16 protein-coding genes are annotated in these 22,449 nt (G+C 68.6%); 11 read left to right on the forward strand and 5 right to left on the reverse strand.

The features are described from left to right. Positions 1-77 precede the first annotated feature (77 nt). Positions 78-503, forward strand: a complete 426-nt coding sequence (locus ACFYO1_RS41100) for a MarR family winged helix-turn-helix transcriptional regulator (RefSeq protein ID WP_150400615.1) — start codon at positions 78-80, stop codon at positions 501-503. A gap of 25 nt (positions 504-528) precedes the next feature. On the opposite strand, the gene ACFYO1_RS41105 is transcribed toward ACFYO1_RS41100, so the two are convergent. Both ACFYO1_RS41105 and ACFYO1_RS41110 read right to left on the reverse strand, forming a co-directional pair. Next, positions 529-1,377: a helix-turn-helix domain-containing protein gene (locus tag ACFYO1_RS41105; protein ID WP_387244199.1), complete on the reverse strand. Its 849-nt coding sequence runs from the start codon at positions 1,375-1,377 to the stop codon at positions 529-531. Between the two features lie 244 nt (positions 1,378-1,621). Further along, positions 1,622-2,197 carry a DUF4282 domain-containing protein gene (locus ACFYO1_RS41110; protein WP_387244202.1) on the reverse strand — a complete coding sequence of 192 codons (576 nt, stop codon included), beginning with the start codon at positions 2,195-2,197 and terminating at the stop codon, positions 1,622-1,624. Positions 2,198-2,512: 315 nt separating this feature from the next. On the opposite strand from ACFYO1_RS41110, the gene ACFYO1_RS41115 reads away from it, so the two are divergent. The 3 genes from ACFYO1_RS41115 (at position 2,513) to ACFYO1_RS41125 (ending at position 6,283) form a co-directional block, all read left to right on the forward strand. Next, the gene (locus tag ACFYO1_RS41115; RefSeq protein WP_150400612.1) at positions 2,513-2,995 is read left to right on the forward strand and encodes a hypothetical protein; all 483 of its coding nucleotides are present in this window, start codon (positions 2,513-2,515) and stop codon (positions 2,993-2,995) included. A gap of 246 nt (positions 2,996-3,241) precedes the next feature. Next, on the forward strand, positions 3,242-5,428 hold the full coding sequence (locus ACFYO1_RS41120; protein WP_387244206.1) for a molybdopterin-dependent oxidoreductase: 2,187 nt from the start codon (positions 3,242-3,244) through the stop codon (positions 5,426-5,428). Between the two features lie 225 nt (positions 5,429-5,653). Then, positions 5,654-6,283, forward strand: a complete 630-nt coding sequence (locus ACFYO1_RS41125; RefSeq protein ID WP_387244209.1) for a pyridoxamine 5'-phosphate oxidase family protein — start codon at positions 5,654-5,656, stop codon at positions 6,281-6,283. Positions 6,284-6,298: 15 nt separating this feature from the next. Here the strand turns inward: ACFYO1_RS41125 and ACFYO1_RS41130 are convergent, their stop codons facing one another. Further along, positions 6,299-6,754, reverse strand: a complete 456-nt coding sequence (locus ACFYO1_RS41130; RefSeq protein ID WP_387244212.1) for a GtrA family protein — start codon at positions 6,752-6,754, stop codon at positions 6,299-6,301. Between the two features lie 92 nt (positions 6,755-6,846). Here ACFYO1_RS41130 and ACFYO1_RS41135 point away from each other — a divergent pair, with 92 nt between their 5' ends. From ACFYO1_RS41135 to ACFYO1_RS41160, 6 genes are all read left to right on the forward strand, one after another. After that, positions 6,847-8,334 carry an FAD-binding protein gene (locus tag ACFYO1_RS41135; protein ID WP_387244215.1) on the forward strand — a complete coding sequence of 496 codons (1,488 nt, stop codon included), beginning with the start codon at positions 6,847-6,849 and terminating at the stop codon, positions 8,332-8,334. Further along, positions 8,331-9,092 carry a decaprenylphospho-beta-D-erythro-pentofuranosid-2-ulose 2-reductase gene (locus ACFYO1_RS41140; protein ID WP_387244228.1) on the forward strand — a complete coding sequence of 254 codons (762 nt, stop codon included), beginning with the start codon at positions 8,331-8,333 and terminating at the stop codon, positions 9,090-9,092. The genes ACFYO1_RS41135 and ACFYO1_RS41140 overlap by 4 nt, the downstream gene beginning before the upstream one ends. 290 nt (positions 9,093-9,382) lie before the next feature. Further along, complete coding sequence (locus tag ACFYO1_RS41145) at positions 9,383-11,398, forward strand: arabinofuranosyltransferase (protein WP_387244231.1); 2,016 nt, start codon at positions 9,383-9,385, stop codon at positions 11,396-11,398. Positions 11,399-11,603: 205 nt separating this feature from the next. Beyond that, positions 11,604-13,412: a glycosyl transferase gene (locus ACFYO1_RS41150; protein WP_387244619.1), complete on the forward strand. Its 1,809-nt coding sequence runs from the start codon at positions 11,604-11,606 to the stop codon at positions 13,410-13,412. A 15-nt stretch (positions 13,413-13,427) separates the two neighbouring features. Next, a complete protein-coding gene (locus ACFYO1_RS41155; RefSeq protein WP_387244234.1) occupies positions 13,428-16,790 on the forward strand; it encodes an arabinosyltransferase domain-containing protein in 3,363 nt (1,120 codons plus the stop codon). A gap of 140 nt (positions 16,791-16,930) precedes the next feature. Beyond that, the gene (locus tag ACFYO1_RS41160) at positions 16,931-17,092 is read left to right on the forward strand and encodes a hypothetical protein (protein ID WP_378718088.1); all 162 of its coding nucleotides are present in this window, start codon (positions 16,931-16,933) and stop codon (positions 17,090-17,092) included. 86 nt (positions 17,093-17,178) lie between these two features. On the opposite strand, the gene ACFYO1_RS41165 is transcribed toward ACFYO1_RS41160, so the two are convergent. Next, positions 17,179-18,102, reverse strand: coding sequence for an NADP-dependent oxidoreductase (locus ACFYO1_RS41165; RefSeq protein WP_387244238.1), 924 nt, complete (start codon positions 18,100-18,102; stop codon positions 17,179-17,181). A 98-nt stretch (positions 18,103-18,200) separates the two neighbouring features. On the opposite strand from ACFYO1_RS41165, the gene ACFYO1_RS41170 reads away from it, so the two are divergent. Continuing rightward, entirely contained in the window at positions 18,201-18,668 is a 468-nt protein-coding gene (locus ACFYO1_RS41170) for a winged helix-turn-helix transcriptional regulator (protein ID WP_387244241.1), read from the forward strand. A 143-nt stretch (positions 18,669-18,811) separates the two neighbouring features. On the opposite strand, the gene ACFYO1_RS41175 is transcribed toward ACFYO1_RS41170, so the two are convergent. Further along, complete coding sequence (locus tag ACFYO1_RS41175) at positions 18,812-22,168, reverse strand: arabinosyltransferase domain-containing protein (RefSeq protein WP_387244243.1); 3,357 nt, start codon at positions 22,166-22,168, stop codon at positions 18,812-18,814. Positions 22,169-22,449 lie beyond the last annotated feature (281 nt).

Here is a 22,449-nt window from a genome sequence, read left to right on the forward strand (position 1 = left end):
CGTTACATGCGTGCGCATTAAATGCCAACACATTTAATGCAGTTGCATAGACGTCGGCGGATCACTAGGATGGGGCCATGTCGAACCCGTCGACAATCGAGACAGCCCGCCGCACCGTCGCGCAGACCGGGCTGATTGGCGAGTGGCGCGAGCTGCTCGACCGGCACGCGACGGTGAGTTGCGCACTGGAAAAAGCGCTACAGGGACAGCATCAGATCGGACTCAGCGAGTTCGAGACCCTGGACCGGCTGATCGACGCCAACTGTGGCGACTATCGAATGAGCGATCTGGCCAACGACATCTACCTGAGCCAGAGCGCGCTCTCGCGGGCGGTGGCCCGGCTCGAACGCGACGGCCTGGTGTCGCGCACCATGTGCACCGACGATCGCCGCGCCGTGTTCGTCTGCCTCACCGAGAAGGGGCGCGAAGTCTACGACCGCGCACTGCCCACTCACCGCGCGGTATTGACCGAGACCTGGGGCTCACCCGGCCAAAAGTGCTGACGCGCAACGTCCTCGGGCATCGCGATCAGACGCTGCAGCTGTCGCGGGCCTCGTCGATGCCCGCGCGCGCGTCCACCGCGACCCCGCCCAGGCTCGCGAAAGCCTTTCGGTACCGGTCGATTTCGTTTTCCTTGTCCAGGTAGACCGGTCCGGTGAACGCCTCGACGTAGACCACCGGCGGTTCGGGCTGCTCGCCGACCCGCAACTCCGGGAACTCGAGCATGACGAACCGGCCCGAGTCCATGCCCTCGTGGTAGCCGGAATCCGGTGGCACCAGGCGGATTCGGACGTTCGGCAGGTCGCACATGCGGCGCAGGTGGGCCAGCTGCCCGGCCGTCACCTCGGCGCCACCGATCCGCCGCCACAGCACCGATTCGCTGATCACCGCGTCCAGGTGGATCGGCGCGTCGGGGCGGGTGACCAAGGTCTGGCGCGCCATCCGCAGCTGCACCCGGCGGTCGATCTCGCTGGCCGGCATCTCCGGTCGCGCCGCGCGCAGCATCGCGCGGGTGTACGCCTCGGTCTGCAGCAGACCCGGCACCAGTTCGTTCTCGTAGGTGGACAGCCGCGAGGCCGCCTCCTCCAAGCCGATGTAGACCTCGTAGCCCTCGGCGATCACGTCGCCGTAGGCGGTCCACCAGCCGCGCGCCTTGGTCTCCCTGGCCAGGGCGGTGAGCGGTGCGATGAGGTCGGTCGGCGCGCCGTAGACCTTGCACATCGCCTCGACGTCGAGGCTGCGCAGTGAGGTCTGACCGGTCTCGATCCGCCAGATCTTGGCTTCGGACCACTCCAGCTGCTGCGCGGCCGTCCTGGTGGTCATCCGCGCCCGGTTACGCAGATCACGCAGATGCCGCCCGAGCTGGCGTCTGGGCATCGTCGACCCAGTGGTCCCCGCCGGTAAAGCCATGGTTGTTCCCCCCTCGTTGCCGTGCGCCGGTCGCACCGAACCCCTGACGAGTTCGTCCTGGCGACCATCCCTACCAGATGCCGCTCGTCGGTACCCCGGCATCCGAACAGCATTGTTTCACAGCGAATCGGACAAAGGTCACGATCGGTGGCGCAGCTAGGCCGTTGGCCTCGCAACGTCAAAAGTGTTTGGCGGGACGCATTTCGGTTCGCTACCTGCGCGAGCCGCCCTTGCGGAAGCGCCAGAACTGCACCGCGCGAACGTCTTCGGAGAGCTGGTTGACCGGCTCCGCGACATCCGACAGCGCCTGGAACAGATCGTCGGCCAGCTCGCTGATGTGCTCCATCCTGGTCGCCAGGCGCGAGGCATTGGCCAGGAATTCCAGGATCAGCCGCACGGCGGCCGCGATGGTCAGCCCGAGCGGCACCCCGATCAGCGCCGCGAGCACCCCGAGCACCGCCGAGACCCGCCACATGGACACGGTCAGCGCTATCGGCACCGCGAAGGCGAACACCAATCCGAGGATGTACACCAGCGGCAGCAGCGTGCGGGTGGCCGTGCGGCGGAACTGCACATCGAGCAGCCCGCGCGCGGCCGCGACGCTCCACTGACCGAAGGCGCGCGGGCTCTCGAACGGTTCCGGGGGCTGCTCCTCGGCGACGGCGGCGGTGCGGGAGAATCGGCGCGCGGCCGATTCCTTCCAAGTGATCCACCGCGATTCGGCTTCGTACTCCTCCGGGTTCGGCAGCCCACTCCCCCTGCCGGTGTCGGTGGACTCATCACTCATGGTCGAAATCCTCCCCGCAATCACACATCCGAGCCAGCCGAGAAACTCGGGCAGACCCCACGAGTCACACCATCCACAGCGGTCTCACCGGAACGGCACAGCGAAAGATCAGGTCAGCGGCCGAAAGTAGCGGCGGGACAACAAGTCCTGGACAGTTTCGGCAACGTCATAGCAATTGGCTTTCAAGCCGGTCTGAAAGAGACGTAGCCAACAGTCCTGAAGAAGTTTTGAAGATCGCGTAACACTGCGGACAGCCCGCACCGATACGCCCCATGAAGATGCAGGACCCAGATCTACCGGGGAATGGAGAGAACAGTGCGCACCACGTTTCCGACTTCCGTCTCGGCGGCCGCAATGACCGCCGCTGCGCAGGACTACACCCAGCGCGGATGGACGGTCGCAGAAACGGCCAACGGTCTCTGCCTGATCACCGATGACGACCTTTCGGCCATCGAGGTCAGCGGCGAGCTGGCCGGCGAAGTTCGCCGCTTCCTGCGGGCGAACAACCTGTCCGGGCCGGTCATCGAGCTGCCCGGCGCCGAGCGTCGCGAGATCCACTTGGTCACCGGCGTCCGCAAGGCCGCCATGGCACTCGAGGCGCTCACCGCCGCAGGTGCCGTTGTCTACACCGACGGCGCGGGCGTCCCGCTGCCGCCCACCCAGCTCTCGGCCGGTTCGGCCTGCTGGAGCGTCGCGCCCGCCGAGGCCCGCTGGGTCCCGCCGGTAGTCGCGATCAGCGCCGCCGTCCGCGCCGCCACCGCCCGCAAGGGCTCGCAGCTGACCAGCGTCGCCTGCTGAAATAGTTGACGACGGCCGGGCACCGCCCGGCCACCACGGCTAGCCCGCCTCCCCGCGTATTCAGGCCAGACTCAGGTGCCACGAAAGTAACGTTGGCGGCCGACTGTTATCTGGCGGCAAAGTTGGTTCGTATGCGGGGAATTACCCATGTTCTCGCGAAACCAGCCGTCTTGTCGTTGTCGTCACTGAACGAGCGAGTATCGCCCGTTCTCTTTTCAGACCGGTGCCGGCGCGGGAGGATGGGGCATGGCTCCCGTCACGGAATCTCGTAACCTGTTGCGCACCTGCCCGCTGTGCGAGGCCGTGTGCGGACTCGAAATCACCCTCGACGCCGACGACCATGTGACCTCGGTCCGCGGCGACAAAGCGGATCCGTTCAGCAAGGGCTTCCTCTGCCCCAAGGGGGCGAGTTTCGGCACCCTCGACGAAGACCCGGACCGGGTGACCGAGCCGATGATCCGGGATCGCGCGACCGATACCTGGCGGACCGCCTCCTGGAACGACGCCTTCGATCTCATCGCGGAACGTTTTCCCGCGGTGGTCGCCGAGCATGGAAAACAGGCCGCGGCAGCCTATTTGGGCAACCCGAACGCACATACCGTCGCGGGCGCGCTGTACGTGCCCGTATTACTGCGCGCGTTGAGCACCAAGAACCTTTTCTCCGCCAGCACCGCCGACCAGATGCCCAAGCAGGTGGCCAGCGGGCTGATGTTCGGCGACCCGCTGACCGTGCCGGTGCCGGACCTGGACCGCACCGGCTTTCTGCTGATGCTCGGCGCGAACCCGCTGGAATCGAACGGATCGCTGTGCACCGCACCGGATTTCCCCGGACGGTTGAAGGCGTTGCAGCGCCGGGGCGGCCGGTTCGTGGTGGTCGACCCGCGAGTCACCCGGACCGCGAAGCTGGCCGACGAGCACCTGTTCATCCGGCCGGGCAGCGACGCGTACCTGCTGTTCGGCATCGTGCACACGCTGTTCGCCGAGCGGCTCACCGACGTCCGGGTCCCGGTCGACGGCCTGGACGAACTCCGCACGGCCGCAGCGGCATTCAGCCCGGACTCGGTGGCGCTGCGCACGGGCATACCCGCGGCGACGGTGATCCGGCTGGCCCGTGAGCTCGCCTCCGCGCCGGCCGCGGCGGTCTACGCCAGAATCGGCACCTGCACAGCGGAATTCGGCACCATCACCCAGTGGCTGGTCGACGCGATCAACACCTTGACCGGCAACCTGGATCGCCCCGGCGGCGCGATGTTCGCCACCGCGGCCGCGGGCGGCATCACCCGCAGCAGGCCGTTCCGGCTCGGGCGCTGGACCAGCCGGGTCCGCGAACTGCCCGAGGCGATGGGCGAGCTGCCGGTCGCGACCCTGGCCGACGAGATCCTCACCCCGGGCGAGGGGCAGATCCGCGCGCTGGTGACGGTCGCCGGGAACCCGGTGCTGTCCGCGCCCAGCGGCGCCCGCCTGGACGCGGCGTTCGCCCAGCTCGACTTCATGGTGAGCGTCGATCGCTACCTGAACGAGACCACCAGGCACGCCGACGTGATCCTGCCGCCGCCGCGACCGGTGCAGTCGCCGCACTACGACTTCGCGCTGTTGCAGTTCGCGGTGCACAACTACGCGCGCTACTCCCGCCCGCTGGTCCCGCTCGGCGACCGGCCCTCGGAATCGGGGGTGCTGGCCCGGCTCGCCGCGGCGGTCTCCGGCATGCCGCACGACAGCGCGGACGGGGTGGACCCGCTCACCGGCGTGGACGAACTGATCATCGCGGGCACGCTGCAGAAGGCCGGAATGGCCGAGCGGCGCGCCGAATTGGCGGGCCTGGACACCACCGAACAACGCATCGACCTGATGTTGCGCCTCGGACCCTACGGTGAGTGGAACGGCGGAACGCTGAATCTGCAAGTGCTGCTGGACAATCCGCACGGCATCGACCTGGGCCCGTTGCAGCCGCGGCTACCCGGCGTGCTGCGGACCGCCTCGAAGCGGGTGGATCTCGCGCCGCAGCCGCTGCTCGACGACGTGGCCAGGATGCGGGCCCGGCTGGCCGACCTCGCGCCGGATGTGGTGCTGATCGGCCGGCGCCAGCTGCGGTCCAACAACAGCTGGATGCACAACATCGGCCAGCTGGTGAGCGGCTCGAATCGCTGTACGCTGCACATCAATCCGGCCGATGTGGCCCGGCTCGGCCTCGGCGAGCACGCGGTGGTGAAGTCCGCCGCGGGCACGCTGACCGTGCCGCTGGAGCCGACCGACACGATCATGCCCGGGGTGGTGAGCCTGCCGCACGGCTGGGGTCACGCGGACAGCACCCAGACCGTCGCCCGGCAGCACGCCGGCGTCAATGCCAATGTGCTGACCGATGATTCGGTGGTCGACGTGCCGTCCGGCAACGCTGTCTTCAACGGCGTTCCGGTGACGCTGAACCCGGCGTGACGCACGCGTCGAGAGAGCCGGCCGCCGGGACAACCATCCCGGCCGGTCGGCTTGTTGTGGAATTCCGGAATCCCTTGCGCTAACTACGCATTCAGTGCATTCTCAACGTTGGTTTCACAGTTTTTGCCAGGCCGAACGGACTAAAATGGACAGGATTTCGGTTTAGTCGCGAGCTCAGCGTCGACCCGCGCGGATCCGGATTCCGGCGACCAGAGGGTGGCGAAGATGCCCGGTACACAGTGCGGCAGCGACGGCGAGCACGAGCTACAGGAGCGGTACGGCACGCAGGAAAGAGCTGCTCGCTTCTATTCCGACCAGGTGCTGGAGCAGCTGAATCCGACGATGATCGAGTTCATCGGCCGGATGGAGATGGCCTTCATCGCCACCTCGGACAAGCACGGTGAATGCGATTCCAGCTTCCGCGCGGGCGAGCCCGGATTTCTGCACGTCATCGATGAACGCACGATTGCGTACCCCGAATACCGCGGCAACGGTGTGCTGGCCAGCCTGGGCAACATCCTGGAGAACCCGCACGTCGGGATCCTGCTCATCGATTTCGTCCGCGATCTGATCGGCCTGCACATCAACGGCTCGGCCCGGATCATTCCGGACGCCGTGCTGCGCAACGCGACTCCGGGCCTGCCGGAGAACCACAAGGGCCGCACCGCCGAACGCTGGGTGGTGGTCGACATCGAAGAGGCCTACATCCACTGCCGTAAGCACATTCCGCACCTCGTTCCCGCCGAGCGCGAGCGCCGCGACTGGGGCACCGACAATGTCCGCGCCAAGGGCGGGGACTACTTCGGCGCCAAGGCCGAAGCCGGCGACCGGGCGGGGGCCCTGGTCCCGCACTGACCCTGCCCGCGGCGGCTAGTGGATCTTGAAGATCACCAGGCGCTGGACCACGAAGTTGATCACCGTGGCCGTGCCCTGCGCGACCACGAAGGCCAGCAGCTGGCGCCAGACGGCGTCGGGGAGCGCTTCGTAGAGCACCGCGTTGATACCCACCTGGACGGCGAAGGTGACCGCGTAGAGGATCACCACGGCGATGAACCGGGCCCGGCTCGGCGGGGCCTGGAAGGTCCAGCGCCGGTTGATCAGGTAGGCCGTGGTGGTGCCGGCGATGAAGCTCAGCGACTTGGCCACCTCGCGGGGCAGCCCGAGCAGGTTGAACAGCAGGCTGTACAGCCCGAAGTCGACGATCGCCGACAGGCCGCCGGTCAGGGTGAACCGGACGATCTGGGTCTTCAGGTCGACGTCGGTACCGCCCGGCTCGTCGACCAGTGGCAGCTCGGCCGGGAGCGGAAGGTGGGGTTCGGCAGGCACGCGACGAGCGTAGCGGGCGCTAAACCGATACGTAGATCACTACTCCGGAGTAAGCGACATCGACCGGATGTCCGGTCATACCTGTAGCCTCTATGCCGATGTCCACGAAAGCTCCGACCGCCACCACGACGACCGGTAACGAGAACGGCACCACCGTCACAAACGCTGGGGCCGACGCCGGGAACGCGTTCGCATTGCCGACGCAGACCCGCACGTTGACCGGGTGGGGTCGCACCGCACCCACCTCATCCGAAGTGCTCTCGACCGGTGATCCCGAACTGATCGCCAAGGCTGTGGCCATGGTCGCCGAGGACAACGACACCAAGCCCCCGCATCTGCGCCGCGGCGTGATCGCGCGCGGCCTCGGCCGCTCCTACGGCGACCACGCGCAGAACGCCGGCGGCCTGGTCGTCGACATGACGGCGCTGAACAACATCCACCGGATCGACCGCGATACGCGGATCGTGGACGTGGACGGCGGCGTCAGCCTGGACCAGCTCATGAAGGCGGCGCTGCCGTTCGGGCTGTGGGTCCCGGTGCTGCCCGGCACCCGTCAGGTGACGATCGGCGGCGCCATCGCCTCCGACATCCACGGTAAGAACCATCACAGCGAGGGCAGCTTCGGCAACCACGTGCGCTCGATCGATCTGCTCACCGCCGATGGGCAGGTGCAGCACATCACCCCGAAGCGCAACGCCAAACTGTTCTGGGCGACCGTCGGCGGCAACGGGCTCACCGGCATCGTCCTGCGCGCGACCATCGAGATGACGCCGACCGAGTCGGCCTACTTCCTCAACGACGGCGTGAAGACCACCACGCTGGACGAGACGATCGCCGCGCACAGCGACGGCAGCGAGGCGAACTACACCTACTCCAGCGCGTGGTTCGACGTGATCAGCCCGCTGCCCAAGCTGGGCCGGGCCACCATCACCCGCGGCCGGCTGGCCAAGGTCGACGAGCTGCCCAAGCGCCTGCGCAGCAAGCCGCTGAAATTCGATGCGCCGCAACTGATGACGGTGCCGGACATCTTCCCGAACTGGACCATGAACAAGCTCACGCTGCGGTCCATCGGCGAGGCGTACTACGCCATGGGCGGCAACTACACCGGCAAGGTGCAGAACCTGACCCAGTTCTATCACCCGCTGGACATGATCGCGGAGTGGAACCGGGGCTATGGTTCCAACGGCTTCCTGCAGTACCAGTTCGTGGTACCGACCGAGGCGGTCGAGGAGTTCGAGCGGATCATCATCGACATCCAGGGATCCGGGCACTACTCGGCGCTCAACGTGTTCAAGCTGTTCGGCGCGAGCAACCCGGCGCCGCTGAGCTTCCCGATGCCGGGCTGGAACATCTGCGTCGACTTCCCGATCAAGCCGGGGCTCAACGAACTGGTCAGCGAGCTGGACCGGCGGGTGCTGGAGTTCGGCGGGCGGCTCTACACGGCGAAGGACTCGCGGACCACCGCGGAGACCTTCCACAAGATGTACCCGCGGATCGAGGAGTGGATCAAGATCCGCCGAAGTGTCGATCCCACAGGCGTTTTCATGTCCGATATGGCGAGAAGGCTGGAGTTGCAGTGATCAATGCCGTAGGTAACCCGCAGGCCATCCTGCTGCTCGGCGGGACCTCCGAGATCGGCCTGGCGATCTGCGCGGAATACCTGAAGAAGGGCCCCGCGCGCATCGTCCTCGCCGCACTGCCGAACGACCCGCTCCGCGAAGCGGCCGTCGCCCAGATGAAGGCGGCCGGCGCGAGCCAGGTCGACCTCATCGACTTCGACGCGCTCGACACCGACGGCCACCCGAAGGTGATCGACGCGGCCTGGGACGGCGGCGACATCGATATCGCCATCGTCGCGTTCGCGCTCGACGGCGATCCGGAAGAGCTGTGGCAGAACCAGCGCAAGGCCGTGCAGGTCGCCGGAATCAACTACACCGCATCGGTTTCCGTCGGCGTGCTGGTCGGGGAGAAGATGAAGGCGCAGGGCTTCGGGCGGATCATCGTCATGTCCTCAGTCGCCGGTGAGCGGGTCCGCCGCTCCAACTTCGTCTACGGCTCCACCAAGGCCGGCCTGGACGGCTTCTTCCTCGGACTCGGCGAGGCGCTGCGCCCGCACGGCCCGCGCGTGCTGGTGATCCGGCCGGGCATGGTGCGCACCAAGTTCTCGGCGCACGTCAAAGAGGCGCCGCTGACGGTCGACAAGGAAGACATTGCGGTGCTGGCGGTTTCGGCCGCGCAGAAGGGCAAGGAGCTCATCTGGGCGCCGGGCACGTTCCGCTACGTGATGATGATCCTGCGCCACATCCCGCGCCCGATCTTCCGCAAGCTCCCCATCTGAGTGCTCCCCCGCCTCTCCGCGTCTTTTGCCGGTCGTAAGTGCCACGAACGTTGGCTCATGGACCGGCGGTCATGCACTGGGGCAAGTTTTGGGCGTGCCCGACGAGTTACCCATGTCGTTGCGAAATCAGCAGTCACCGGCATGGGTCGACTCATCTATGGGTGAACCTGGCAGCATGATCGCCGATCGTCCGTGCGAATGCCCAGCCCGAGTGAACCCGGAGATGCCATGCGAGTAAGCCGAGAATGCCGCAGCACGGCGTGCCCCTCGCACGTCGCGGGAGCCGGTCGATGACGGCCGTGGCCGAGGAGCGCGGCGAAGCACCCGCTCCGGTGCGCGGGCGAGGGTCGCTGCTGGCCAGGCACATCGGGACCGGTGCCGGGGAGGCGGTGCTCGCGGCGCTGGTCGCGATCGTGGTGACCGCGGTGGGACTCGTCGCGTTCTCGCTGGTGCACTGGCCCGCGTTCAACTCCTCCAATGTGACCCGGGCGCTGACCACGGTGGGGCAGGTGGTCGCCGCGGTCTTCGTGGTCGCGGCGATCGCGCTGACCCGGGCGCGGCCGGGGACGTGGTTCGCTCGGCCGTGGGTGGCGAAACTGCTGTCCTGGGTGGGCATTTCGACGTTCGTCACGTGCACCCTCGGCATGCCGCTGGCGGCGACCAAGCTGTACCTGTTCGGCGTCTCGGTGGACCAGGAGTTCCGCACCGAATACCTCACCCGGCTCACCGATTCCGCGGCGCTGCACGACATGACCTACGCGGATCTGCCGCCGTTCTATCCGGCCGGGTGGTTCTGGATCGGCGGACGGGTCGCCGACGTGCTCGGGATGGACGGGTGGGCGGCGTTCAAGCCGTACGCGATCGGATCGATCGCGGTGGCGGCGGTGGTCGCACTTGTGCTGTGGTCCAAGCTGATTCGCGCGGACTGGGCGATCGCGGTGGCCGCGTCGACCACCGCGCTGACGGTCGCCTATGCCTCGCCGGAGGCGTACAGCTCGGTGATCGTGATCCTGCTGCCGCCGGTGCTGGTGCTCGCGTGGGGCGCGCTGCACCGGCCCGAGCACGCCGCGGCCACCGCCGGCGGCTGGGGCGCGGTGCTCGGCACCGGGCTGTTCCTCGGGCTGGCCGCGACGTTCTACACGCTGTACGCCGCCTTCGCGGCCTTCGCCGTTGCGCTGCTCGGACTGGTGTCGGCCGGACTCGCGGTGCGGGAGCGGTCGTCGGCCGGTCATCCGCGGCGGGCGCGCGCGGCCGACGGCCCGGCCGGTCCGGCTTGGCGAGCGGCCTTCGGACCCTTGCTGCGGCTGCTGGTGATCGCCGCGATCGCCGCGCTGGTGGCGCTGATCGTGTGGCTGCCGATTCTGCTGAAGGCGCTGCACGGCGTTCCGTCGCGGTCCGGTTCCGCATTCCACTACCTGCCGGAGTCCGGCTCCGAGTTGCCGCTGCCGATGGCGGAGTTCTCGCTGCGCGGCGCGCTGTGCCTGGTCGGTCTCGTCTGGCTGGTCGTGCGCGCGGCCTCGTCGCGGCGGGCGCAGGCGCTGGGCATCGGTGTGGTGGCCATCTATCTGTGGACGCTGCTGTCGATGCTGGCGACCGCCGCCGGAACCACGCTGCTGTCGTTCCGGCTGGAACCCGTCCTGCTGGTGCTGCTGGCCGCCGCGGGGGCGTTCGGGTTCGTCGAGGGTGCCCGGGCCGTCTACCAGGCCATGGGCGAGCCGGGCAACTTCCGTCTCGCGGCGGTGGCCGTCGCCGTCGTCGGCGCGCTGGCGTTCACCCAGAACATCCCGCACATCCTGGCGCCGGAGATCACCACCGCCTACACCGACACCGATGGTGACGGCATCCGGGCGGACAAGCGCCCGCCGTCGGCGGTGGCGCAGTACGGCGCGGTGGACAGGGCCATCACCGCGCAGACCGGACAGCCGCGCTCGGACACCGTGGTGCTGACCGCCGACACCAGCTTCCTGGCGTTCTATCCCTACTACGGCTTCCAGGCGCTCACCTCGCACTACGCGAACCCGCTGGCCGACTTCGCCGGCCGGGCCGCGACCATCGAGAGCTGGAGCAAGTCGAAGTCGCCGGGCGCACTGCTGGACGCCCTGGCGGCGAGCCCGTGGCGCGCCCCGGACGCCTTCCTGTTCCGCAACAGCGGCGACGCCTACACGCTGCGCCTGGCCAGGGACGTTTACCCGAACGATCCCAACGTGCAGCGCTACACCGTCGCGTTCCCCAAGGACCTGTTCAACGATCCGCACTTCACCACCACCGATATCGGCCCTTTCACCGTGGTGACCGTCCGCCGATAGCTGGTTCGAATAAAACCGGGCAGAAGCGCTTCTCGACCTGCGCGTCTGCCCGGTTTTCGGGTCGCCGCCGACGCTCTTTGCCAGGCAGGGCACAGCGTGTTCGGTTAACGTGGGCGGCTGAGTTGAAGCTAGTTACAGGAGCTGTTTGCAGGTGGTACGGGCACGACAGGCCGATCCGGTCACGCAGGACGGATCGGCGGTAGGAATCGCGGACAGAGCCCCGACCCCGACCGCAGTGCGCACCACCGAGACGCCGGTTCGCCGACGCGGACTTCCCCGGCTCCGGATCAGCCGATCCGACTTCGTCGCGGCGGTGGGCTACCTCGCGCTGGCGATCGTGGTGCTGTCCGGGCAGTGGCGCAACACACAGAGCGGGTACCTGATCAAGAGCGGTCAGGACCAGACCATGTGGGAGTGGTTCTTCGCGGTCACCGCGCATTCGGTGGCGCATCTGGAGAACCCGCTCGGCACCACGCTGCAGAACTTCCCGGCCGGGGTGAACATGATGGCCAACACGGCCATGTTCGGGGTCGGGGTGCCACTCACGCCGATCACCCTGCTGTTCGGGCCGACCGTCACGTTCGTGCTGGTGCTGACGCTCGGCCTGGCCACCACTGCGCTGGCCTGGTATTGGCTGTTCTCCCGCGAGCTGGTCGAGTCCAGGATCGCGGCCGCGATCGGCGGGCTGTTCTGCGGTTTCGCGCCCGCGATGATCTCCCATGCCAACGCGCACCCGAATTTCGTTGTGCTGCTTCTGCTGCCGATCATGACCGGGCTGCTGATCCGGATGGCCAAACGCGCCGTCGCCGGGGCACCGCGCCGGCGCGTTCGCGATGCGGTGCTGCTGGGATTCCTTGTGGCACTTCAGATCGCACTGGGCGAGGAGCCGCTGCTGATCTTCGCGCTGTCCTTCGGCCTGTTCACAGTTGTGTACTACTTGCACACACCCCGCCAGGGGCTGCGGGTGCTACGCGGGATCACCCCGGCCATCCTCCTCGCCGGATCGATTGCCCTGGTGCTCACCGTGATTCCGCTGTGGTGGCAGTTCTTCGGACCGCAGAGCTACCGCTCGATCGATCACGGTCCGATGGGCAACGACCTGAAGGCGATCACCCAGTTCCCCTCCGAATCGCTCGGCGGCATGTTCCTGCCCGGGCAGTACGTGGCGATCAACGAGACCGAGCAGAACGCCTACTTCGGCTGGCCGCTGCTGCTGGTGCTGGCCGTCACCGCCGCGCTGCTCTGGCGCGAACGGGTGGTGCGCGCCGCGGTCGTGGTGATCGCGGCGTTCGGCGTGCTCTCGCTCGGCGCGGTCGCCATGTTCGGCAAGCGCGACACCGGCGTCGAATTGCCTTGGCGCTGGGCCGAACACGTCCCGCTGCTGAGCACGGTGCTGGAGACCCGGCTCACCATGGCGGCGATCCCGGCCATCGCGGTGGTGCTGGCCCTGGCCAGCCAGCGGGCGATCGGCCGGTGGCGTGCGTCGCCGGTCGACTGGCGGCCGCTGGCCTGGTTCGGCGCGCTGCTGTTCGCCCTGGTTCCGCTGATTCCGACGGCGCTGCCGGTGGTCCAGCGCCCGCCGACACCCGCGTTCTTCGCCGACGGGACGGTCGGTCACTACGTCAGCGGCGGGTCGGTGGTGATGGTGCCGCCGTCGCGGCCGATGGACGCGGGCGCGCTGCGCTGGCAGGCCGAGGCCGGCTTCGGCTTCCCGCTCGCGGGCGGCTATTTCGTCGGTCCGACCAGCACGCAGAAGAAGGGCATCTACGGCCCCGAGTTCCGGCCGACCACCGCGCTGCTCGTGCAGGCGCAGGACACCGGCGCGGTGCCGCCGATCACCGACGAGGTCCGCGTCGAGTTCCGGGACGACCTGGAATTCTGGCGGGCCGATGTGCTGGTGCTGCCGCCGACCAGGAACGCCGACACGCTACGCGGCACGGTGACCCAGCTGCTCGGCTTCGAGCCGACACGGACCGGTGGCGTGTGGGTCTGGGATGTTCGCGCGGTGAGGTAGCTAGCATCAACCCCCGTGCGACCGGACCGATCAACTCGAGCGTTCACCCGTTACCGCCTGATCGCCCTCGTCTCCGGGCTCCTCGGATTCGTGCTGGCGCTGCTGACACCGCTGTTGCCGGTGCGGCAGGACCGGGCCACGCTGGACTGGCCGCAGGCCGGACTCAGCAGCGTCGAGGCGCCGCTGGTGTCGTATCAGCCGCTGCGGCTGAGCGCGACGCTGCCGTGCTCGCTGATCCAGGCGGTGGGCACGGGCACGGTGGTGTCCACCGTGCCGGTCTCGTCCGGTCACGCGACCGCCACCGGGCTGGTGGTGTCGGTCGCCGACGGCACGCTGTCGGTGGTGCTGCGCGATGTGCCGCTGCTGTCCGCGCCGGTCGCCGAGATCACCGCGGCCGGCTGCACCGCGCTCACCATCGATTCCACTGCCGCCGCGACGACCACCGAGATCAGCGGCGCGGCGCGGCAGGACGGGACGCCGTTCCGCAACACCGTGACCCGGGACATCCGGCCGCAAATGGTCGGGGTGTTCACCGATCTCGAGGCCGGCCGGCTGGACGGCGCGCGGGTGCACGCCGACATCGACTCGCGCTTCTCCTCGTCGCCGTCGGTACTGAAACTGATCGCGATCGTCGCGGCCGCGGTGTTCACCGTCATCGCGCTGCTGGCCCTGCACCTGCTCGACACCAGCGATCGGCGCCGGGCGCGCCGGTTCCTGCCCGCGCACTGGTGGCGGTTCACCGGGACCGACGCGGTGGTGCTGGGCACGCTGGGGCTCTGGCACTTCATCGGCGCCAACACCTCTGACGACGGCTACATCCTGAACATGGCGCGCGCGTCCGGGCACGCCGGATACATGGCGAACTACTACCGCTGGTTCGGTGTGCCGGAGGCGCCGTTCGGCTGGTCCTACGAGGTGCTCGCCTGGATGACCCGGCTCTCCGATGCCAGCCCGTGGATGCGCCTGCCGGCCCTGCTCGCCGGGGTCACGTGCTGGCTGGTGATCAGCCGGGAAGTGTTGCCGCGCTTGGGCGCCCGGGTACGGCGGAACAAGGTCGCGTTGTGGACCGCCGGCCTGGTGTTCCTCGCCTTCTGGCTGCCCTACGACAACGGTCTGCGTCCCGAGCCGCTGATCGCGGCGGGTGCGCTGCTCACCTGGTGCTCGATCGAGCGGGCCATCGCCACCGGGCGCCTGCTGCCCGCGGCCATCGCGGTGCTGATCGCGGGATTCTCGCTGGCCGCCGGGCCGACCGGACTGATCTGCATCGCGGCGTTGATCGCGGGATCGCGGCCGGTGCTCCAGATCATCATCAAGCGGGCGCGCGGAGTGGTGCCCGCCGTCGGTGGCGGGGTGGCCGAAAGCCCCTCGGGTGCAATGGGACTCGGCGAGGCCGACGAAAAGAGTGTTCCGGCGGCGAAGTCCGCGGCCGAGCCCCGGCCGTCCTGGGCGACAACGCTCTTGCGCTACCTGGCGCTGCTCGCCCCCGGCCTCTCCGCCGGAACCCTGGTTCTGGTGGTGGTTTTCGCCGATCAGACGCTGTCCACCGTGCTCGAGGCCACCCGCGTGCGCACCATCGTCGGGCCGAACGTGGCCTGGTTCGACGAACGCACGCGGTGGGATTCGCTGTTGATGCTCTCGCCGGACGGTTCGCTCGCGCGGCGCTTCGGTGTGCTGGTCATGCTGCTCTGTCTGCTGGTCTGCGTATTGCAGGTACTGCGCAAGGGACGCATCCCCGGCACCTCGCGCGGGCCGTCGGTGCGGATCCTCGGCATCGTGTTCGCCTCGCTGGTGCTGATGATGTTCACGCCGACCAAATGGACGCACCACTTCGGCGTGTACGCGGGCCTGGCCGGCTCGCTGGCCGCGCTGGCGGCAGTCGCGGTGGGCAGCGAGGGAATTCGCTCGCCGCGCAACCGGGCGCTGTTCGCGGCGGCGGTGCTGTTCCTGCTCGCGGTGACGTTCACCGGGTCGAACGGCTGGTGGTACGTGTCCAGCTACGGCGTGCCGTGGTGGGACAAGGCGCCGCTGTTCGCGGGCAAGGGTTTCTCCACGCTGTTCCTCGGGCTCAGCGGGGTCGCGCTGATCGTCGCGGTGTGGCTGCACTACCGGGAGCCGTATCGGCGGCCACGCGCGACGCCGCGCCGGTTCGATCGGTTCGCGAGCGCGCCGCTGACCATCGCCGCGGCGCTGCTCGTGCTGTTCGAGGTGGCGTCGCTGGCCAAGGCGGCGGTGGCGCAGTACCCGGCGTACTCGGTGGCCAAGTCGAATCTTCAGTCGCTGAAGGGAGATTCGTGCGCGCTGGCGAACGAGGTGCTGGTGGAGACGGACACCGCGAACTCGGTGCTGCTCCCCTACTCGGGCTCGCCCGCCGACGGATTGGCCGCCGAGTCGAAGGGATTCACGCCCAACGGGGTCGCGAGCGACCTCACCGCCGACGCGGACGAAACCGTGTCCGGCGGGGCCAACTCGGTCAACTCCGACTCGAAGAACAAGACCACCAAGACCACCGGTGCGGGTACCGGCGGCGGCACCACGACCCGGACCGGCATCAACGGCAGCACCGTCGCGCTGCCGTTCGGGCTGGACCCGGCGACCACGCCGGTGCTGGGCAGCTACCAGGAGGGCGAGCAGTCACAGGCCTCGCTGACCTCCCAGTGGTATCGCCTCGACCTGGCCGACAGCATGCGGCACGACCCGGCCTACCGGGTGCTGGCCATCACCGCGGCGGGCCGGATCCGGCACGTCGACGCCGACGGCGTGGTCACCTACGGCCAGGAGCTGCACCTGGAGTACGGCGTGCACGAGGCGGACGGCTCGGTGCGCAAGCTCGGCTCGGTCGACCCGATCGACATCGGGCCCGCGCCGTCCTGGCGCAACCTGCGGGTGCCGCTGGATCGGCTGCCGGTCGAGGCGAACGCCGTGCGACTGGTCGCGGTGGACAACGACATCACCCAGAAGCAGTGGCTCGCGGTCACGCCGCCCCGGCTGCCCAAGCTGGCCACGCTGAATTCCGTTGTCGGATCGCAGAACCCGGTGCTGCTGGACTGGCACGTCGGGCTGGCCTTCCCGTGCCAGCGCCCGTTCGATCATCACGACGGCGTCGCCGAGGTGCCGAACTGGCGGATCCTGCCCGACCGGGTCGGCTCCGACGCGTCCAACGCCTGGCAGGACGATATCGGCGGCGGGCCGCTCGGCTGGACCGGGCTGCTGCTGAAGTCCGAAACCGTCCCCAGCTACCTCGACCACGACTGGTCTCGCGACTGGGGATCTCTGGAGCGGTTCACCCCCTACGACCGGAACGCGAAACCGGCTGAGATCGGCGTCACGGTGCGCACGCGGTCCGGGCTGGCCGGGGACGATCCGATCCGGGTTCGCTAGCCGCCGTTGCCGTTCCGCAACACCGGACCAGCCGGTTCGGTGTTGCGGGGCCGCAAAGATGTTGTAAACAGACCGGTTGGACGGCAAAAACACCGCAGGATCGCAGGACGAAACCCACAGAAATCCGTAACCTGTGCACTATGACGACGGCTTTCGACCACATGGATCTGCGTGACCTCGTCGGTCTGCTCACCGCAGATGAGCAACGCGAACTGCGCCCCGCGGTGCTGCGCGTCCTCGACCGCCTCCCCTCCCAGGAGGTCCTGCGCCGCGAACTCGGTCTGCGTATGACAAAGGTCTGAGCAACCACCCAGCGACGGCCGGCCGCGCCCGTTCCGGGCCCCGCCGGTAGTCCACGGCACCTGCCGGACGGAGCCCGACCGGCGCCTCACGGCACCAGCACGAACCGTCCCCGAACCCCACCCGTCGCCATCCGCCGCTGCGCCGTCCCCACGGCGCTCAACGGCAGCGTCTCCGCGACCCGCAGCGTCAGCCTGCCGGCCTCGACCCGGGCGACGAGGTCATCCAGCTGACGCCGATCCGCCCGCACCAGCACAGTCGTTACCGTGGTGCCGCGCAACGGAATCGGCGTCGCGGGCACGCTCACCGAGACGAACCGGCCGCCGCCACGCACAGCGGCCAAGGCCGCAGGACCGAGCGCCGCGGCGTCCAACGCCGCATCCACCCCGCCGGGCACCACCTCGCGAACCGCGTCCGGCAAACTCCCCGCGCGCGGCACGAAATCCGTGGCGCCGAGACCGCGCACCGTCGGCTCGTCGGCGACGGCCGCCGACGCGATCACCCGAACCCCCTGCGCCGCAGCCAATTCGACCGCGAATCCGCCGACCGCGCCAGCCGCCCCGGTCACCAGTAGCGTCTCCCCGGGGCGCAGGTCGAGCGCGGCGAGCGCCTGCATCGCCGTCAGCCCGTTGAGCGGGATGGTCGCGGCCGCCGCGGCGGACACCGAAGCCGGTGCGGGAGCGACATTTCCGGCATCGAGCACGACGTAGTCCGCCTGCGCGGCCGACGACACATCGAGCCGGTCACTGATCCCGATCACCGCCTGCCCCGGCACGAACTCCGGCACCTCGGCGCCGACCGCGTCGACGGTGCCCGCGACATCCCAGCCGATCCCCCACTGCTCCCGTTCGGCGGCGAACGGCGTGCCGCCCACACCGTCGCGCACCATCAGATCCACCGGATTGACCGCCGCCGCAGCGACTTTGATCCGCACCGCACCCCGCCCGGGTGCCGGCGTCGGCACCTCGGCGAGTTCGACGACACCCCGCTGACGGACGACCACTGCACGCATGCTGTTCCTCACTGCTCGACTGCGACAAACCTAAGCTCGGCTACTATCCAACGGGTAGTAGTTACCTGAGAGTGCGTAGCAGACAGCGAGGTGAGCAGGTGCCGACAACGACCGCGGCCCAACGCCGCGAGCAGGCAAAAGAGCGGTACGACGCCTACCTGGCCGAGTGCCCCGCCCGACTCCTGCTGGACCGCATCAGTGACAAATGGGTGAGCCTCATCCTCGCCGCACTGGCCGACGGCCCGCTCCGCTACGCCGAGATCAACCGCAGAATCGCCGGCGTGAGCCCCAAAATGCTCACCCAAACCCTGCGCACCCTCGAACGCGACGGCCTGCTCACCCGCCGCGTCACCGCGGCGGTCCCGGTCCGCGTCGACTACGAGCTGACCGAGCTAGGCCACAGTCTCAAACCGGTCATGCAGGCGATCAAATCCTGGGCGGAACAACGCATGGACGACGTTCACCTCGCCCAAGTCCGCTACGACGAGCGCCGTCTGTCCTGCACCGAATCCGTCGAGGCCGCCTCGGATTTCGCCGCCACGTCCCCAGGAGATACTCCGGCGTGAGCTAGGCAGTGGCGGTTGGTCGCCCTGCCACCGACAACGTCGGCCCGTTCGCTTCTGCGACTGAACGAACGCCCTGACGACAGCAGGCCCGTTGTGAAGGCTGGGGTGCCTTCGCAACGGGCCTGCGGTTGTTCGATGGGGGCCTAGAACACCCGGAGTTGGCCGGGGGACCAGAAACCGGATCGGGTGGCCGTGCCGGTTTCGAGTTGGGCCGGGGTGGCGGAGCGGTCGTACTGGTCGTAACGCTCCAGGGAGCCCCAGTCGCGGGCCCAGTTGTCCTTGAGGTAGGTCGGGACGGTGACCGACTTGGCCAGCATCTGGGCGAAGCCGAGCAGTCCGCCGAACTCCTCGGCCTGCCAGGTGTTGGTGGAGCTGATGGCCAGCGGGCGGTCCGGGAGGATGCGGTAACCGGGGACCTCCGCCACGCCGTTCTTGTGATTGAGCGGACGCTGGCAGGGGAACTGCAGGCCGACCGCCCAGTCCTCCAGGACCGGCTGCTCGGAACCGATGAAGGTGTTGAGCGACTGCAGCTTCGGCATCCGCGGCGGGGTGAACGCCAGCCACTGGTCGCCGATCAGGATCGGGTCGTTGGCGACGATGCGCACCGCGTCGGCATCCGGGGCGATCTCGGCGAGCGGGACGCGCAGGTTGCGCCAGGACGGGAACGGGCCGATGTCGCGCGGCAGGTAGTTGCCGAGCTTCTCGACGCTGCCGTCGGGCAGGCGCTTGCCGTAGTCGACGGTGAGCGACTGACCGTACTTGGTGTCACCGGTGTCGTCGACGGACAGAATGCGACCGGCAGCGGAGATCACCACGAGCGGCTTGTCCGCCGAGCGCGGCGCGAGCCCGTACCAGCTGGAGGTGAGGTGCGCGGGCTGCTGCACCCCGCTCTGGTAGCTGCCCAGGATCGGCGTGGTCGCCGGGTCCAGGCCGAAGGGCAGGGCCACGGTGCTGCCGTTGACGCCGCGCGCGCCCTGGCCACCGCCGGTGCCCGCGCTCTGCCCCTCGGCGAACGCGGCGCCGACCGACTGGGTGGAGGTGTTGCCGGTGCCCGGCTTCACCTCGACGCTGTCGGCGGACAGGTCGTTCGGCACGCCGTTCGGATCGAAGCCGACCGGGTCGACGCCGGCCAGCGGATCGTTCGGGTCGGTCAGCGGATGGGCCGGATCGGCGATCGGCTGCAACGCACCGCCGTTCGGATTCGGTTCCACCAGAACGTCATTCGCCAGACCGCAGCTGCTGCCGCCGATCGCGTCCAGATTCGACCGGGCGATGGAGTACGCCGGGTACTGCGAGACGGCGCCCTTGACCAGCGAGAGCACCTCGAGCAACACCATCAGCGCGGCGACGACGGTCAGCGGGATCGCGGCGAACTTGCGAATCCGCCTGCCCCGCGCCGACTTCGGCGAGGCCTCCGGTTTGGCGTAACCCTCGCGCAACGAGTGCCAGGCCACCAGAGCCAGTGCGAGACCGAACAAGCCGAGCATCAGAGTGTTGGACTGGTAGCCGTGCAAGGAGATCCGCTTGTCGAACCACGGCACACCGAAGCTGGACACATACCAGTAGCCGTTGATGCCGGAGAACGACAGCGCGAGCACGAACAACAGGCCGGCCAAGAAGATCGCGCGATTCTTCCGCGCGCGCAACGCCGACGCCGACACCGCGACGGCGGTCACCGCGGCCAGCGAGCCGGCGATGCCCGCGTACGCGCCGAAGTGGTGCGTCCACTTGGTCGGGTTGAACATCATGAAGAAGATCGTGCCGAAGACGACGCCCATCAGCCGCCAGGTCGGCCCGCTCGCGATGCCGGGAACCTGCCTGCGCCGCAACAACACCAGCATGGTGGTGAACAGGCACAGCAGCATCACCAGGAAGGCGAACCGGCGGGCCAGCGACCCGTCGACGGTCTCCACGAACAGGTAGTAGTAGCGCAGGTAGTCCTCGTACCAGGCCAGGTTCGGCCCGGTCACCTGACGCACCCGGTTGGCCTCCTGGATGCCGGCGAAGGTCTGATCGGTGTACACCGCGATCAGCACGAGCAGCCCGGCCGCGACGATCGGTGCGAGCAGCGGCAGCGTCGACCACCACTTCGCCCCGTTGGAGCCGAACTGCCGTCGCCTGCGCACCACGATCCGCACCAGCGGACGAATACCGGCGAGCAACGCCGCCACACACATCAGGCCCGTAGGCGCGGCGGCGAGGGTGAAGGCGGCGACCAAGACCGCGACGCCCGCGGGCAGCAGCCGACCGGTCGCGATGGCCCGCTCGATCGAGACCCAGGTGAGCAGCGCACCGAGCGCGACGATCGGCTCCGAGCGCAGGCCGTTGTCGAACGGCAGCCAGAACGCCAGGAACACCAGGCCGCCGGTCCACAGCGCGACCTTGCTGTTGCGCACCCCGCGGCCGAGCCGGGGCACCACCTCGCGGCTGATCACCATCCAGCAGAGGATGGCGCAGAGCAGCGCGGGCACCCGGACCCACGCGCTCGCGGTGGAGAACTCCGCGAACAGCTGAATCACGTAGTAGTACCAGCCGAACGGCGCCTCCGGCACGCCGTACCAGCGGAAGTAGTTGGCCATGTAGCCCGCGTGCGGCGCGACCCGCACCATGCTCAGGATGTAGCCGTCGTCGGAGGTGTTGGCGCCGACGAAATGCCACACCAGCAGCGTGCCGATGATCGCGCCGTCCGCCCAGGTCGGCTTCAGCCAGTTGGACGGCAGGAAGCGGCGGTGCCCGCGCCCGTCACTGCCGTCGAGCCGGGCCAGCGCCGCGAGCGCGACCAGGGTGCACAGCACCGCCGCGATCATCGCGATCAGCTTGATCGCGGTCGGGCTGCTGGAGAACCGGGTATCCACCGTCATCTTGAACGACAGTCCGTCCGGCACCGCGCCCTTGAGCTCGGAGAAGACGCCGACCACCTGTGGGCGCAGGTCGCTGTTCATGGTGCCCTCGACCGGGACCTCGATCTGCTGCCCGCTGCCGGCCGGCGCCTTCGGATCGTCCATCATCCGGGTGAGGCCGGTGAACTCCGCGTGCGTGCTCTGGTTGTCGGAGGTGAGCACCAGCGCCGAGCACCGGTCCATGTCCGACCGCGGCGCCGACACCACCACCGCGTTGCGGTCGACCACGTCCACCGAGGTGTCCGACACCCGAATGAACAATGCCTCCAACGCCGCCCGGTCGCCCTGCGGCGGCGCGGTGGCCAGCAGCATGCCGCCGCGCTCCGGCAGCTGCGCGACCGCGCTGCACGGAATGCTGGCGCTCAGGTCGATCGGGACCTGAGACATCAAGGGGGCCTGCACATTGCCGAGCTTGCCGTCCTGCGGCCAGTTCAGTTGCGCGGTGGTCTGGGTCACCGGCAGGAACGGGGTGGCCAAGGCGAACAGCGCGCCGAGCAATCCGGCGACCAGCGCGATTATTCGCGCGGTGCGGAAATCGGCCGAAGAGGCCGCTGGCACGGCGGGCGGTTTCGTCAGGACAGCAGTAGCGGCGTCGGGCACGATTGGCAATGCTAGCTCCCCCGCCTCCCCGCGTCTCGAGGCCAGGCTAGTCCGTCACTGTGAGTATTCAAGCCGGACTTAAGTGCGCGGCAAGTTTCGTCGGCGTCCGGCGGTTAAGCGGCGAATCGCCCGGTGCCGTACCCGGCGAGTTACCCGTGTTCTCGCCGGAACAGTTGCCGTTTCTAGATCAATTGAAATGCGATATGAACTTCACCCCCTCCGACCTGGATATTTGTCACAGCTCCCGGCGGCGGTACGGCGGACACGCCCAGTACGGAGAC

This window comes from Nocardia sp. NPDC006044 (assembly GCF_042871115.1).
In the GTDB taxonomy this organism is placed as follows: domain Bacteria; phylum Actinomycetota; class Actinomycetes; order Mycobacteriales; family Mycobacteriaceae; genus Nocardia.